General features: G+C 72.6%; 14 protein-coding genes. 6 read left to right on the top strand and 8 right to left on the bottom strand.

Going from position 1 to position 14,426, the window contains the following annotated elements:
- Window positions 1-10: 10 nt before the first annotated feature.
- The 5 genes from hisH to hisD are packed head-to-tail and all read right to left on the bottom strand — an operon-like array spanning window position 11 to window position 3,768.
- The gene (hisH, locus tag B0I32_RS27475; protein WP_106244915.1) at window positions 11-649 is read right to left on the bottom strand and encodes an imidazole glycerol phosphate synthase subunit HisH; all 639 of its coding nucleotides are present in this window, start codon (window positions 647-649) and stop codon (window positions 11-13) included.
- The gene (locus B0I32_RS57900; protein WP_181307838.1) at window positions 643-798 is read right to left on the bottom strand and encodes a hypothetical protein; all 156 of its coding nucleotides are present in this window, start codon (window positions 796-798) and stop codon (window positions 643-645) included. The genes hisH and B0I32_RS57900 overlap by 7 nt, the downstream gene beginning before the upstream one ends.
- Window positions 795-1,388, bottom strand: coding sequence for an imidazoleglycerol-phosphate dehydratase HisB (gene hisB, locus B0I32_RS27470; RefSeq protein ID WP_106244651.1), 594 nt, complete (start codon window positions 1,386-1,388; stop codon window positions 795-797). Before hisB ends, B0I32_RS57900 begins: the two co-directional genes overlap by 4 nt.
- Window positions 1,385-2,455: a histidinol-phosphate transaminase gene (locus B0I32_RS27465; protein WP_106244650.1), complete on the bottom strand. Its 1,071-nt coding sequence runs from the start codon at window positions 2,453-2,455 to the stop codon at window positions 1,385-1,387. Before B0I32_RS27465 ends, hisB begins: the two co-directional genes overlap by 4 nt.
- Window positions 2,452-3,768: a histidinol dehydrogenase gene (gene hisD / locus B0I32_RS27460; protein ID WP_106244648.1), complete on the bottom strand. Its 1,317-nt coding sequence runs from the start codon at window positions 3,766-3,768 to the stop codon at window positions 2,452-2,454. The genes B0I32_RS27465 and hisD overlap by 4 nt, the downstream gene beginning before the upstream one ends.
- A 384-nt stretch (window positions 3,769-4,152) precedes the next feature.
- Between hisD and B0I32_RS27455 the strand changes: the two genes are divergently transcribed.
- The 3 genes from B0I32_RS27455 to B0I32_RS27445 all read left to right on the top strand — a co-directional run bounded on the left by B0I32_RS27455 (window position 4,153) and on the right by B0I32_RS27445 (window position 7,177).
- Window positions 4,153-4,347 carry a hypothetical protein gene (locus B0I32_RS27455; protein WP_106244646.1) on the top strand — a complete coding sequence of 65 codons (195 nt, stop codon included), beginning with the start codon at window positions 4,153-4,155 and terminating at the stop codon, window positions 4,345-4,347.
- 48 nt (window positions 4,348-4,395) lie between these two features.
- A complete protein-coding gene (gene ligD / locus B0I32_RS27450; RefSeq protein ID WP_106244644.1) occupies window positions 4,396-5,406 on the top strand; it encodes a non-homologous end-joining DNA ligase in 1,011 nt (336 codons plus the stop codon).
- A gap of 139 nt (window positions 5,407-5,545) precedes the next feature.
- Window positions 5,546-7,177 carry a trypsin-like peptidase domain-containing protein gene (locus B0I32_RS27445; protein ID WP_106244643.1) on the top strand — a complete coding sequence of 544 codons (1,632 nt, stop codon included), beginning with the start codon at window positions 5,546-5,548 and terminating at the stop codon, window positions 7,175-7,177.
- Window positions 7,178-7,287: 110 nt separating this feature from the next.
- Here B0I32_RS27445 and B0I32_RS27440 read toward each other — a convergent pair whose 3' ends face one another.
- Window positions 7,288-8,445, bottom strand: coding sequence for an MFS transporter (locus B0I32_RS27440; RefSeq protein ID WP_245956062.1), 1,158 nt, complete (start codon window positions 8,443-8,445; stop codon window positions 7,288-7,290).
- Between the two features lie 53 nt (window positions 8,446-8,498).
- On the opposite strand from B0I32_RS27440, the gene B0I32_RS27435 reads away from it, so the two are divergent.
- Window positions 8,499-9,305, top strand: a complete 807-nt coding sequence (locus tag B0I32_RS27435) for an AraC family transcriptional regulator (RefSeq protein WP_106244641.1) — start codon at window positions 8,499-8,501, stop codon at window positions 9,303-9,305.
- Between the two features lie 20 nt (window positions 9,306-9,325).
- The gene (ybaK, locus tag B0I32_RS27430) at window positions 9,326-9,820 is read left to right on the top strand and encodes a Cys-tRNA(Pro) deacylase (RefSeq protein ID WP_106244640.1); all 495 of its coding nucleotides are present in this window, start codon (window positions 9,326-9,328) and stop codon (window positions 9,818-9,820) included.
- A gap of 20 nt (window positions 9,821-9,840) precedes the next feature.
- Here the strand turns inward: ybaK and B0I32_RS27425 are convergent, their stop codons facing one another.
- Together B0I32_RS27425 and murA are read right to left on the bottom strand one after the other, a co-directional pair.
- Window positions 9,841-12,318: a transglycosylase domain-containing protein gene (locus tag B0I32_RS27425; RefSeq protein WP_106244638.1), complete on the bottom strand. Its 2,478-nt coding sequence runs from the start codon at window positions 12,316-12,318 to the stop codon at window positions 9,841-9,843.
- A gap of 209 nt (window positions 12,319-12,527) precedes the next feature.
- Entirely contained in the window at window positions 12,528-13,838 is a 1,311-nt protein-coding gene (gene murA, locus B0I32_RS27420) for a UDP-N-acetylglucosamine 1-carboxyvinyltransferase (RefSeq protein WP_245956061.1), read from the bottom strand.
- 63 nt (window positions 13,839-13,901) lie between these two features.
- Between murA and B0I32_RS27415 the strand changes: the two genes are divergently transcribed.
- Complete coding sequence (locus B0I32_RS27415) at window positions 13,902-14,420, top strand: hypothetical protein (protein WP_106244636.1); 519 nt, start codon at window positions 13,902-13,904, stop codon at window positions 14,418-14,420.
- Window positions 14,421-14,426 lie beyond the last annotated feature (6 nt).

Here is a 14,426-nt window from a genome sequence, read left to right as displayed (position 1 = left end):
GCGCGGCGGCTCATATCGTGCCGAGCCAGTTGCGCAGCAGCGCGGCTCCGGCGTCGCCGGACTTCTCGGGATGGAACTGGGTGGCCATGAGCGGGCCGTTCTCCACGGCGGCCACGAACGGCACGCCGTGCTCGGCCCACGTGACGAGCGGCTCGGCGAAGCCGTCGCCGGGGCGCAGCTCCCATTCGCGCACCCCGTAGGAGTGCACGAAGTAGAAGCGGGTGGCCGCATCGAGGCCGGCGAACAGCACGCTGCCGCCGGGCGCCTTGACGGTGTTCCACCCCATGTGGGGCAGCACCGGCGCTTCGAGCCGCTCGACCGTGCCCGGCCACTCGCCGCAGCCCTCGGTCTCGACGCCGTGCTCGACGCCCCTGGCGAACAGGATCTGCATGCCCACGCAGATGCCCAGCACCGGGCGGCCGCCGGCCAGCCTGCGCCCGACGATCTGCTCGCCGCGCACGCCCTTGAGGCCCTTCATGCACGCCTCGAACGCGCCCACGCCCGGCACGACGAGGCCGTCGCAGTCGAGCGCCGCGCCGAAGTCGGACGTCACGGTCACATCGGCGCCGATCCTGGCCAGGGCGCGCTCGGCCGAGCGCAGGTTGCCCGAGCCGTAGTCGAGCACCACCACGTTCTTCTTGCTCACCACCACAACACCCCCGCCGTGATCGCCAGCGCCGCGCCGACCGCGCACACGGCCGCGCCGATCTTCAGGCCCTGCTTGAGCAGGGAGAACACACCGCCGCCCAGGAACAGCCCGATGAACACCATCACCCCGGCGAGCAGGTTGTCGGTCATAGCACGCCCTTGGTGCTGGGCACCCCGGTGGCCCGCGGGTCGAGCTCGGACGCCTCGCGCAGCGCCCGGGCCAGCGCCTTGAACTGCGACTCCACGATGTGGTGGGCGTTGCGGCCGTAGGGGACGTGCACGTGCAGGCAGATCGCGGCCTGGGCGACGAACGACTCGAGGATGTGGCGGGTCATCGTCGTGTCGTATTCGGGGCCGATCATCGGCGCCATGCCCTCGGGCTCGGAGTGCACCAGGTAAGGGCGGCCGGACAGGTCGACGGTGACCTGGGCGAGCGACTCGTCCAGCGGGCACGACGCACTGCCGAACCGCCTGATGCCCGACTTGTCGCCCAACGCCTCGCGGAACGCCGCGCCCAGCGCGAGCGCGGTGTCCTCGATCGTGTGGTGGGAGTCGATGTGCAGGTCGCCCTCGGTCTTGACGGTCAGGTCGAAGAGCCCGTGCTTGCCCAGCTGGGCCAGCATGTGGTCGTAGAAGCCGACCCCCGTGGCCACCTCGACCCGGCCGGTGCCGTCGAGGCCCACCTCCACCAGGACCGAGGTCTCCTTCGTGACACGCTCGACGCGACCTACGCGACTCACAGGACTCCTTCCAGGGCGGCGCGGAACGCCGTCATCTCTTCGCCCGTGCCGATCGACACACGCAGCCATTCGGGCGGGCCCACCTCGCGGATGAGCACGCCGTGCTCCAGCATCCCCTCCCACACCTTCCGCCGGTCGGGGAACCGCCCGAACAGCACGAAGTTGGCGTCGGAGTCGGCCACCGACAGACCCTTGGCGCGCAGCCACGCCACCGTCTCGTCGCGTTCGCGCCGCAGCGCGTCGACCGTGCCGAGCAGCTCGGCCCGGTGCCGCAGCGCCACCAGCGCCGCGGTCTGGGTGAGCGTCGACAGATGGTACGGCAGCCGTACCAGCAGCAGCGCCTCCACCACGGCCGGATGCGCGGCCAGGTAGCCCAGCCGGGTGCCGGCCATCGCGAACGCCTTGGACATCGTCCTGGTGACGATCAGCCGCGGATGGGCGGGCAGCAGCGTCAGCGCCGACGGCGTGCCCTCGCGGGCGAACTCGGCGTAGGCCTCGTCCACCACGACCATGCCGGGCGCCGCGGCCAGCACCGCCTCGATCGTCTCCAGCGGCTGCGCGGTGCCCGTCGGGTTGTTGGGCGAGGTGAGGAAGACGACGTCGGGACGGTGCTCCTCGATCGCGGCGGTGGCCTTGCCCGGATCGAGGGAGAAGTCCTCCTCGCGCGTCGCCCTGACCCACTCGGTGCTGGTGCCGCCGGTGATGATCGGGTGCATGGAGTAGGACGGCTCGAACCCCAGGGCGGTGCGGCCGTGGCCGCCGAACGCCTGCAGGATCTGCTGCAGCACCTCGTTGGAGCCGTTGGCGGCCCACACCTGCTCGGTGCTCAGGCCGTGGCCGAGGTAGCCGGCCAGGCCGGCGCGCAGCGCCACCGCGTCCCTGTCGGGGTAGCGGTTGAGCGTGCCCGCCCGCTCCCCGATCTCGCGGGCCAGGTCGGCGACCAGCTCGGGCGAGGGCGGGTAGGGGTTTTCGTTGGTGTTGAGCCGGACCGGGACGTCGATCTGGGGAGCGCCGTAGGGCGTCTTGCCCCGCAGATCGTCGCGGATCGGCAGATCGTCCAGGTTCACGCGGTCTCCGTGGGCACTCGCCAGTCGAATCGGGCGCGGATCGCGGCGCCGTGGGCGGGCAGGTCTTCGGCGTCGGCCAGCACCGACACGTGCGCCGCCGCGCCCGCGAGCGCCTCGCGGCTGTAGTCGACGACGTGGATGCCGCGCAGGAACGACTGCACCGACAGACCGCTGGAGTGGCAGGCGCAGCCGCCCGTGGGCAGCACGTGGTTGGAGCCGGCCAGGTAGTCGCCGAGCGAGACCGGTGCGTAGGCGCCCACGAAGATCGCCCCCGCGTTGCGCACCCGCGCCGCGACGGCCGCCGCGTCGGCGGTGTGGATCTCCAGGTGCTCGGCGGCGTAGGCGTCGACCACCTTCAGCCCGTCGTCGATCGAGCCGACCAGCACGATGCCGGACTGCCGGCCGCTCAGCGCCTCGGTGATGCGCTCGGTGTGGCGGGTGGCCGAGACCTGGCCCGGCAGCTCCTTCTCGACCGCGTCGGCCAGCTCGGCGCTGGTGGTGACCAGCACGGCGGCGGCGATCGTGTCGTGCTCGGCCTGGCTGATCAGGTCGGCGGCGACGTGGACCGGGTCGGCCGTCTCGTCGGCCAGGATGGCGATCTCGGTCGGGCCGGCCTCGGAGTCGATGCCGATGCGCCCCTTGAGCAGCCGCTTGGCCGCCGCCACCCAGATGTTGCCGGGACCGGTCACCATCGTGGCCGCCGGGCACTCCTCGGTGCCGTAGGCGAACATGGCCACCGCCTGCGCCCCGCCCGCCGCGTAGACCTCGTCCACGCCGAGCAGCGCGCACGCGGCCATGATGGTCGGGTGCGGCAGCCCGCCGAACTCCTTCTGCGCCGGGCTGGTGACGGCCAGCGAGCCGACGCCGGCCTCCTGCGCGGGCACGACGTTCATCACCACGCTGGACGGATAGACCGCCCGGCCGCCGGGGACGTAGAGACCCACCCGATCGACCGGCACCCACCGCTCGGTCACGGTGCCGCCGGGCACGACCTCGGTGGTGACGTCGGCGCGGCGCTGGTCGCGGTGGACCAGCCTGGCCCGCCTGATCGACTCCTCCAGCGCCGCCCGCACCCTCGGGTCCAGCTCGGCCAGCGCCCGCTCCAGGGCCTCGGCGGGGACGCGGGCGGAGGCGATCTCGACACCGTCGAACCTGGCGGTCAGCTCCCGTACGGCTGCCGCCCCGCGATGGCGCACGTCCTCGCAGATGGGCCGCACCTTCTCCAGGGCGGCCTCGACGTCGAGCTCGGCGCGGGGCAGCACGTCGCGCAGATTCCCGGGCAGGGAAGCGCGCATGTCGATACGGGAAATCACCCTGACAGTCTACGGAGTCCGGACCCTGAATCCGGTTCTGTCCACATGGCGGAACGTCTCGGCGGTCGCGGGGCGGCGCTCGCCGACGCACGCCCCGCGACCACCGCACCCCGGACCGGGCCTGCCGGGGTGGCGCCGTGGCCGTCACGGGGGTACGGCCACGGCCGGGAAAAGCTCCGAGCAAGCACCACTGCCCCAGGCGTGGGCCGGCTAACGCGTCACACCAAGAAAAACGTGGAGTAACCCAAAGTTAACGTTGCGTCGTTTTTACCCGCTTCGCGGGCGCCGAGGGCGTGTTCACCGGCCTTTCCGGCCCTTCTCCGGCGACGGGTGGGTCCGGCGGCATTACGTGTCCATTATGTCCGGTCGCTTACGCTTACCGGCATGGGACAGTGGCACGGCCCCGACGGCATCCTGGTGGAGGCGATCATCCTCGACGATCGCCCGCTGCTGCGTGTCTCCCACCGCGTCAACGGCCGCACCTACCTCCGCGGCTACTGCGCCACCGTCTCCGAACTCGGCCAGCACGGCGTCGACCTGGCCGAACTCGTGGAACACACGCCACTTGACCATCTGTAGACGCCTCCCCGTCACTGTCGATCAAGCAGACGGGGTACGGCATGCACCATGTCGCGGCTGCCGGCCTACTCGCCGATGCTGGCCCAGCTCGGCACCCTGACCTCCGTCCAGGGTGCGGACTGGGCCGTGGAGATGAAATGGGACGGAGTGCGCGCCCTCGCCTACGTCGAGGACGGCGCCGTCCACCTGATGTCGCGCAACGGCAAGGACATCACCCCCGCCTACCCCGAACTCCAGCTCATGGCCGGCGCCACCGGCCGGCGCCCAGCCGTGATCGACGGGGAGATCGTCGCCTTCGACGAGGCCGGGCGGCCCAGCTTCGAGGCGCTGCAACCCCGCATGCACCAGCGCAACCCGGTCGCCGTCGCAGAGCTGGCCAGGGCCACGCCCGTCACGTTCATGGCCTTCGACCTGCTCCACCTCGACGACGACAGCGTCATCGCGCGCCCCTACACCGAGCGGCGCGAACTCCTGGAGAGCACGCTCACGCCGGGCTTCCGCTGGCAGGTGCCCGTCTGGTTCGCCGACCACGCCGCGCGGGCCTTCGACTCCTCGCGGCAGCTCGGGCTCGAAGGGGTCGTCTGCAAACGCATGACCTCGCCGTACCGGCCCGGCCGGCGCAGCGGCGAATGGACGAAGGTCAAGAACGTCAGCACCGTCGAGGTCGTCATCGGCGGCTGGAAACCCGGCGGCGGACGCCGGTCGGGGACGATCGGGTCACTGCTGCTCGGCGCGTACGACCCGCGCGGGCGGCTGCGCTACGTCGGCCACGTCGGCACCGGATTCACCGAGTCCATGCTGCGCGACCTGCTCGAACGGCTCACACCCCTGGAACGCCGCGACCCGCCGTTCGGCGAGCCGGTGCCGCGCGAGCACGCCCGCGACGCGCGCTGGGTGGAGCCACGGGTGGTCGGCGAGGTGCAGTACGCCGAGGTCACCGGCGACGGGCGGCTGCGGCACCCGTCCTGGCGCGGGCTGCGGCCCGACCGCGAACCGGCCGAGGCCGGCACGAACGAGATTCTGCCCCCGAACACGACCGGCGACGCAGCCGCCGGCTGACGTTTCCTCCCTTATCTGGATGAGGGGGTACGGACCGCGTTCGCCGCCATCCTCACGACACGCCACCCCCGGCCACCCTTCGCGCCCTTATGGTGACTTACAGTGATCGAGACGTCGATCGAGCTGCTCGGGGGCAACTGTGCGGAGAACTCTGGTCACCACCCTGATCACGCTGACGGGCGCCGCGCCCGCGCTGCCCGCGACGGCGGACCAGCCACCCGCGATGCCCGCCGCCCTGTCGGCCGATCAGCCGGCCGAGCAGATGGTCGAGCAGATGGCCGAGCAGGTGGCGGCTCCGATCCGGCCCGCCCGGCCCGTATGGGGCGCCGAGGCGTCGCCGCTGATGCGCCCAGGGCGGGCCGTGCGCTACTGGACGCCGGGCAAGCAGGCCAAGGCGACCGCCTCCGACCTGCCCGAGAGCCTGCGGAGCGCGAGGCGGGAGAGTGCGGGGCCGCGAAACACCGTCCACGGAAGCCCGGTCGCAGGGAAGGCGGTCCCAGGCAACGCGGTCCCAGGGAAGGCGGCCCCAGGCGACGCGACCCCCAAGAGCGCCGCCGCGCGGCACAGCGTCCCCTCGGCCAAGCGGATCACCCCGGGCGGCGACGACAACGGATACGCCCGCGTGCCCAGGCCGTACACCGGCGCGCCCTACAGCCGCATCAGCGGCCGGCTCTTCTTCGTCAACGCCGCCGGCAGCGGCGACTCCTGCAGCGCCTCCGTCATCCGCTCGGCCTCCAAGCTGCTCATCGTCACCGCCGCCCACTGCGTGTACGGCGTGCCGGAAGGATCGTCCACCGGCCGGTGGCACACCAGCTTCGCCTTCGTCCCGGCCTACGACGGCCGCGGAGCCGGCGTACGGGAGCGGGAGCCGTACGGGCGATGGGGCGGCCGGCGCGCGTGGAAGCCCGACGGATACACCGGCGCCGGCGGCGGCGACTGGAACAGCGTCTACGACATCGCCCTCATCGAGGTCGGCAAGCGCGACCGCACCCTTCAGGACGCCGTCGGCGCCTTCACCCCCATGCTCAACCAGGGCGGCAAGCACACCATCACCACCACCGGCTACCCCGGGCTGCTTGGCAGGAAGCCGTACGACGGCAGGGACCAGCTCTGGTGCCTGGGCAGGACCCGGCAGGCCGCCGGCGTCAGCCACGCGGAGAGCATGCTCTCCGCCCGCAGCGCCGCCGGGCAGGCGACGCGGGCGGGGCGGCTGGAGACGTACAACTGCCACCTGTTCAAGGGGCACAGCGGCGGGCCGTGGATCATCAAGGGCACCGGCGACCTGGTCGGAGTCCTGTCGGCGGGCAAGGAGGACGGCGAGGCCGACGGCAACTCCGTCGCCAACGCGCTCAACGTCGAAGGCTACGGCGCGATCGTCAAGCAGGCCGACCCGGACGGCGTCTACGACGCCCTGTCCGTCAAGCTGAGCGGCCCCGCGCGGCCGGTCGCGCGCGGCGGCTCGGCGACCGTCACCGCCACCGTCACCATGCGCGGGCTGGCCGCCGCCGCCCAGGTGCCGGTCCAGCTCACGTTCCCGGCCGGCCTGCGCCCCACCTCGGCCGGCGGGGCCGCCTGCAAGAGCACGGGCAGGAACGTCGCCTGCACGATCGCCGCCGTGCACCCGGGCAAGCCGGTACGGATCACCGCCCGGCTCGACGTGGCGGACGACGCCGCGCGCCGGCTGCCGATCACCGCCCGCGTCACCTCCACCCGCCTCGACCCGACCCAGCGCGACAACACCGGCACCCTGCGCCTGCACACCCGCGCCTGACCACCGCCTGGACACCGCCTGGACACCGCCTGGGCACCGCCTCGCCGCCTGCGCCAACGAGACCGTTCCCGGCGCGATCCCGGCGCGGAGGACGAAACGGACGGGCCGGGTCAGGCCGGGGACGGGGCGGAGCGGCCCTCGTCCGGCCGGGCCGGCACCGGAGCCGGATCCTTCAGCGTCCTGGCCAGCAGCCAGGCCAGGGCCGGGAACACGATCAGGCAGGCCAGCGCCACCCTGAGCGACGACGCCTCCGCCACCGCGCCCACCACCGGGCTGGCCAGCCCGCCCACGCTCACCGCCAGCCCCAGCGTCACCCCGCTGGCCGTGCCCACCCTGGTCGGCAGGAAATCCTGGCCGAGCGTGACATGCAGGGAGAACGGCGCGTACAGGGCGATCGACGAGGCCGCGACGAACGCGTACGCCACCGGCCCCGGCACCAGCACCACACCCGCCACCGCCGGGACGGCCAGCGCGTACGCCAGCCGCATCGTCCGCGCCCTCCCCCACCGCCCCGCCAGCCTGCCACCCAGCACCGTCCCCACCGCCCCGCCGGCGAACAGCACGAACAGCGCCACCGCCCCCGCCGCCCCGCCCCCCATGTAAAGGGCCACGAAGGCGCTCAAACCCACGTACACGACGGAACGGAACACGATCACCAGCGTCAGCCTGACGAACGACGGCCAGTCGTCACTCCCCGAGACCGGCGCGGCGGCCTCGGCCGCCCGCTCACCCCCGGACAGCGCCCTGATCGCCGGCAGCGTCACCACGGCCCCCAGCACCGCCGGCAGCAGCAGGAACGGCGAAGCCCCCAGACCCCACCCCGCCAGCAGCGGCGTCACCAGCACCGGAGCCGAGGCGAACCCCAGCGTCCCGCCCAGCGAGAACCAGCTCATCCGCACGTGACTGCCTTCGCTCGCGATCCTGGCCAGGCGCGCCGACTCCGGATGGTAGGCCGCCACCCCCAGCCCGGACAGCGCCACCGCCAGCCAGGTCAGCACGTACGAGTCCGTCACCCCGCCCGCCGCCACCCCCGCCCCGGCCAGCACCATGCTCACCGGGATCAGCCACGGCATGCGCCACCTGTCCGTCAGCACCCCGAACAGCGGCTGCACGATCGACGACAGCAGCGTGGCGGCCAGCACGATCCCGGACACGGCGACGTACCCGTAACCGCGCCCGGCCACCAGGAACGGCACGAGGGCGGGGACCGCGCCCTGGTAGAAGTCCACGGTGGCATGGCCGGCGGCGAGCATGGGGATCCTGTTCACCGCTCCATCGTTCATCAGGGTGTTCTGGCTCGCTTCCGATAAAATGCCAACTCATGCCGGAAATCCGCCACCTGCCCGAAGCGCCCACCGGCCGCCGCCCGCTCCCGCCCGGCGCGGGCATCGACGCGCACCGGCACGACACCCACCAGATCGTGTACGCCTGCCGCGGCGTCCTGTCCGTCACCACCGGCACGGGCATCTGGGTCGCGCCCGCGAACCGGGCCATCTGGGTGCCGGCCGGAACCGTGCACGAGCACCGCGCGCACGGGGACACCGACCTGCGGCTCGTGGGGCTCACCGGCAACCCGCTCGGGCTGGAACGGCCGGCGGTGCTGGTGGTACGGCCGCTGCTCCGCGAACTGATCATCGCCTACACCGACCCCACCGGCCCGTCGGGCGGCCCATCCGGCGGCGCGCCCGTCGGTCCGTCGTCAGGGCCGGCGGCCGGCGGGCGCGAGGGTGACGGCGGGGAGCGGGAGCGGTTGCTGGCCGTGCTGCTCGACCAGCTCAGCCGCGCCCCGGAACAAGCCCTGCACCTGCCCGCGCCCAGGGACTCCCGCCTGGCCGCCGTCTGCGCCCTGCTGCACCGCGACCCCGCCGACAACAGCACCCTCGACCAGCTCGCCGCCCGCGCCGGCACCAGCGGCCGCACCCTCGCCCGCCTGTTCAGGGCCGAGCTCGGCATGAGCTTCCCCCAGTGGCGCACCCAGCTCCGCCTGCACCACGCCCTGCTCCTGCTCGCCGACGGCGTCCCCGTGACCGCCGTCGCGCACCGGTGCGGGTGGGCGTCGGCGAGCGCGTTCATCGACGTGTTCCGGCGGGCGTTCGGGTACACCCCGGGCCGGGCCTTTACAATGTAGATTCGCTACACTGGGATGTCGTGAGCAAGACGAAAGGCAAGGGCGGCACCCCCGCCACCGTGGCGCTGACCAAGGCGAAGGCGGAGTTCACGCTCCATCCGTACGAGCACGACGCCTCGGCCCAGGCGTACGGCGAGGAGGCCGCCGACGCGCTCGGCGTGCCGTACGAGCGGATCTTCAAGACCCTGGTCGCCGAGGTCGAGAGCGGGCTCGCGGTGGCGGTCGTGCCGGTGGCGGGCAAGCTCGACCTCAAGGCCCTGGCCGGCGCGCTCGACAGCAAGCGGGCCGCGATGGCCGACGCCGCGAAGGTCGAGCGGGTGACCGGCTACGTCGTGGGCGGCATCAGCCCGCTGGGGCAGCGCAGGCAGCTGCCGACCGTGGTCGACTCCTCGGCGCTCGGCTTCGACACGATCTACTTCTCGGCCGGGAAGCGGGGGCTGCAGATCGAGACGGCTCCCGGCAACCTCATCACCCTCACCCGAGCCGTGACCGCACCCATCGGCAAGGCCGGCTGAGCGCGTCCCCGCACGGGCGCTCAGTGACCGGCGCGACGGCCCTCGCCGGCCTGTTCCGGACGCTCACGCACCGGCGGCCGGACGACCCGCTCGGGCCGCCGCGGAGCCTGAACGACCGGCCGCTCGAGACGGCTCCGTACCGGAGGCGGCACGGCGGGCCGCTCAGGACGGCTCGGAGGCTGAACGGCCGGCTGGGCGGGACGGCTCGGGGCCGGAACGGCCGGCTGGGCGGGGCGGACGCGTACCGGCGGCGGTGACGGCGCGAGGGCGTCGTCGGTGAGCCACTGGCGCAGCCGCTGCGACCGCAGCGGCCCGGGATCGTCCGTGGCCGAGTGGCCGAGCAGCCACTCGAACAGCCGCCGGTGCCGCCGGCCGAAGGGCCGCACGCCACGCTTCTTCCGTTCCTCCTCGGCGAGCGCCTCCTTCAGCCCCGGCGTGTGCCCGCCGCCGAATCGCGCCATGTCCGGCCCGGGGAACCCGCGCGGCTCCGTACGCCGCAGCGCGGGCCCCATCGACTCCACCCAGATCGGCCCGGGCAGCGACGCCCCCTGCACCGACCCGTACGAGCGGCCCCCGATCTCGACCCCCCGCAGCGGGAACTTGTAGGACCCGCGGATGTCCCCCACGCTGACCGCCGCCGCCAGGGCGGGCGTGTAGCCGGCGAACCAGGCCGAGGTGTAGCCGTTGTTGGTGCCGGTCTTGCCGGCGGCCGGCCGGCCGATGCTCTGCCCCTTCATCGTGCCCTGGTCGAAGACGCCCTTGAGCACGTGGTTGACCGCGTCGGCGATCGGCCGCTCGATGACCTGCTCGCACGAGGGCGGCACGTGCGTACGCCGCCCGTCCCTGCCGATGATCTCCATGATGGCCAGCGGCCGGCAGTAGAGCCCCCTGGCCGCGAACGCCGCGAACGACGCCGCCACCGTCACCGGGTCCATCTCGTTGACGCCCAGCGTGAACGTGGGCACCTCGCGCAGCGGCCCGCCGTCCGCGCGGGCGATGCCGAGCTTCTTCGCGGTGCGGACCACGTTGCAGAGCCCGACCTTGCGCTCCAGCATCATGTAGAAGATGTTCACCGACTTCCAAGTGCCCGTCTCGATGCTGTGCGGGCCGCCCGAGCCCTCGCCGCTGGCGTTCAGGATGCGGGTGTCGGGGTCGTTCACGGAGTTGCCCGAGCAGTCGCGGTAGCCCTGCGACGGCGACATCGCCCCCGGCGTCTGGAAGCCGTCGCCGAAGCGCCAGCCCTGCTGCAGGGCCGTGGCCAGGGTGAACACCTTGAACGTCGAGCCGGCCTGGAAGCCCTGGCCGCCCCCGTGCGCCACGTCGGCGGCCAGGTTGAAGGTGGTCCTGGAGCCGTTCTTGCGGTTGCCGGGGTTGCGGCCGAAGCGCTTGCTGGCCGCCATCGCCCTGATCCGCCCGGTCCTTGGCTCCACCATCGCCTCGGCGGCCACCTCGGTGTCATCGGGCGAGACGTGCTCGCGGATGGCGCGGTCGGCGGCGCGCTGGGCGATCGGGTCGAGGCTGGTCCTGATCACCAGGCCGCCTCTGGCCATCCTGGCCCCGCGCTCGCGGGCGGTGTTGCCGAAGACGGGGTTCGACAGCAGCTCGCGCTGCACGTACAGGCAGTAGTACGGGTAGTCGCTCTGCGCGCAGCCGCCCGGCTCGGGCTTGAGCCTGATGTTCAGCGGCGCGGCCTTGGCGTCCGCCGCCTGCTGCTGGCTGATCAGCTTGAGCCCGGCCATGCGGTCGAGCACGAGGTCGCGGCGCATCTTCAGCCGCGCCTGGTGCGTCGCGCCGAGCGAGGGATCGGTCGAGTACGGCATCCGCACCGCCCCGGCCAGCGTGGCCGCCTGGGTCAGCGTCAGCCGGGAGGCCGAGGTGGAGAAGAAGCGCCTGGCCGCCGCCTCGACGCCGTAGGCGCCCGCGCCGAAGTAGGCGATGTTCAGGTAACGCTCCAGGATCTCGTCCTTGCGGTACTTCTTCTCCAGCGCCAGCGCGTACCGCAGCTCGGTGATCTTGCGGGCCAGGTTCGGGGCGCGGGCCTTGTCCCGCTCGGCGTCGGTGCGGGCGCTCTCCACCAGGATGTTCTTGACGAGCTGCTGGGTCAGCGACGAGCCGCCCTGCTTGATGCCGCCGGCCTGGGTGTTGGTGAGCAGCGCCCGGAGCGTGCCTCTGACGTCGAGGCCGCCGTGCTCGTAGAAGCGGGCGTCCTCGATCGCCACGATGGCCTTGCGCATCAGCGGCGCGACCGCGGCGAGCCGGACGGCCGTCCTGTTCGCCTCGTAGAACTGGGCGAACTGGCGGCCGTCCTTGTCGAGCAGCCGGGTCACCTGCGCGAGCGGCTCCTCGTGCGGGGCGGGCGGCAACTCCACGAACGTGTTCGCGACGCTCATCGTGGCCAGGCCGCCCCCGCCGACCACGGGTGCGGCCACCGCGGCCACCAGCACTCCTCCGAGTGCCCCCGCCAGGCCGAGCGACACGACCGATCTGAGTAGGCTCACGCTAGATGATCTGCGACGTCCGGATCAGCGGCAAACGCCCGCTTGGCACCTCTTTACCGGGGCGTGTTCACCGTTGACGCGCCACGTCGGAAAGCCCGGGGCGTCACCGTTGACGCGCGACGTCGAGCTCGTGTGACGCGCCCGGCCTCACCGCTGGCGGGTGACGTCGCGCCCGGCCTCACCGCTGCGGGGTGACGTAGCGCCTGGCTTCACCGCTGGCGGGTGATGTTGAGCCCCAGCGAGGCGAACTGCTCGAACGGCCGGTGGTAGCCGCGCTCGATGTGGTGCACGCCGCGCAGCGTGGACGTCCCGTCCGCCACCGCCGCCGCCAGCACCGCCGAGAAGCCCGCCCTGATGTCGGGCAGCGTCACGTCGGCGCCCTTGAGCTTGGACACGCCGCGCACGACGGCCGAGTGGCGGGCGTTGGTGTCGTGGTAGCGGCAGGCCGGCCCGCCCAGGCACTGGTCGAACACCTCGATCTCGCAGCCCATCTTCTGCAGCGCGGGCACGTACACCAGGCGGTTCTCGAAGACCGTCTCGTGCAGCACCGACATGCCCTGGCTCTGCGTGAACAGCACCATCAGCGGCGTCTGCCAGTCCGTCATGAAGCCCGGGTGGGTGTCGGTCTGCACGGCCGCCGCGCGCAGGCCCTCGGGGGGCGCGGTGGCGCACACGTACTCGTCGTTGATGTCGAACCGGGCGCCCATCCTGGCCAGCGTGGTGATCGCGGTGACCAGGCGGTCCTGCGGGCAGCCGTGCACGCGTACCTCGCCCTGGGTGACCAGGCCCGCCGCCAGGTAGGAGAACGCCTCGATGCGGTCGCCGGTCAGCCAGGTGGAGGCGCCGCGCAACCGTTCGACGCCCTCGATGACGATCCTGCGGTCGGGCGACAGCTCGATCCTGGCCCCCATCCGCTGCAGGAACAGGGCCAGCTCCACCACCTCGGGCTCCATGGCGGCGTTCTTCAGCACCGTCTTGCCCTCGGCCAGCACCGCCGACATCAGGATCGTCTCCGTCGCGCCCACGCTCGGGTACGGCAGCTCGATCCTGGTGCCGTTGAGCCGCTTGGCCTTGGCGTAGATGCCGGTGTCGCCCACCTCCACCTCGGCGCCCATCGCGCGCAGCGCCTCGACGTGGAAGTTCACCGGCCGCCGCCCGATCGGGTCGCCGCCGACCAGCGGCACGAACGCCTCCCCCGCCAGGTGCAGGAGGGGGCCGAGCATGAGGATGGGGATGCGGTTCAGGCCCGTGAACGCGGCGGGCACCCGCGGCTCGATCTCGGGCCCCTGCTCGATCCTGATCTCGGTACGGGATATGTCCACGTTGATGCCGAGGGCGCGCAGCATGGCGGCGGTGATCTCGACCTCGCCCACCTCGGGGGCGTTGTGGATGCTGCTCTCGCCGTTGCCCAGCATGGCCGCGACCATGTGCTTGGACACGCCGTTCTTCGATCCGCGTACTTCGACGTCACCCCGGAGCGGGCCGGAGGGTTCTATGAGCCAGACCTCTTCTGCAATCACGAAATGAGCCTAACCGGGGGATACCATCGAGCTGATTCGGCCGTACATGCGAGGGGGAGTGGCGTGACGAGGGAAGTACGCGCTTTTGCGGTAACTGTCCTCACACTCGCCGCTCTCGGGGTCGCCGCCGGGCTGCTCTGGTCAGGGCTGACCCCTCGCGCTCCGTACCAGGTCACCGAGCGCGGCACGGTGCTGGCCGACCCGACCACGCAGGCGCTGATCGCGGCCGACGGCTGGTTCGCGGTGATCACGGGCGGGCTCGGGCTGCTGTGCGGGGGCGTCGCCTGGTTCTCCGGGCGGCGCTGGATGCTTCCCGTGCTGCTGGGGCTGTGCGCGGGCGGGGCGCTGGCCTCGTTCCTGACGTTGTGGACCGGGTCCACGTTCACGATCGGCGCGGTCACGGTCGAGGCCGCCGCGGCGCCCGGGGTGAAGGTCGTCCCCGGCGCGCTCAAACTGACGGCCTCCGGCGTGATGGTGTCGTGGCCGCTGCTGGCCGTGGGCTTCTTCGGGCTGCTCGAAGGCATGCACGGCTACCGCGACTCGCCCCTGCGGCAGCCGTACGGCGGCCTCGGCCCGAGCTGAACGCGC

Origin of the sequence: Nonomuraea fuscirosea, assembly GCF_003001935.1 — a bacterium.
Taxonomy (GTDB): Bacteria; Actinomycetota; Actinomycetes; order Streptosporangiales; family Streptosporangiaceae; genus Nonomuraea; species Nonomuraea fuscirosea.
The sequence above is the reverse complement of the archived record's forward strand: the minus strand, read 5'-3'. Positions and strand labels throughout refer to the sequence as shown.

Excerpts from the sequence above, each read along its gene's own strand:
- B0I32_RS57900 (WP_181307838.1), bottom strand. The coding sequence starts at position 798 with ATGACCGACAACCTGCTCGCCGGGGTGATGGTGTTCATCGGGCTGTTC.
- B0I32_RS27455 (WP_106244646.1), top strand. The coding sequence starts at position 4,153 with ATGGGACAGTGGCACGGCCCCGACGGCATCCTGGTGGAGGCGATCATC.
- ligD (WP_106244644.1), top strand. The coding sequence starts at position 4,396 with ATGTCGCGGCTGCCGGCCTACTCGCCGATGCTGGCCCAGCTCGGCACC.
- B0I32_RS27435 (WP_106244641.1), top strand. The coding sequence starts at position 8,499 with ATGCCGGAAATCCGCCACCTGCCCGAAGCGCCCACCGGCCGCCGCCCG.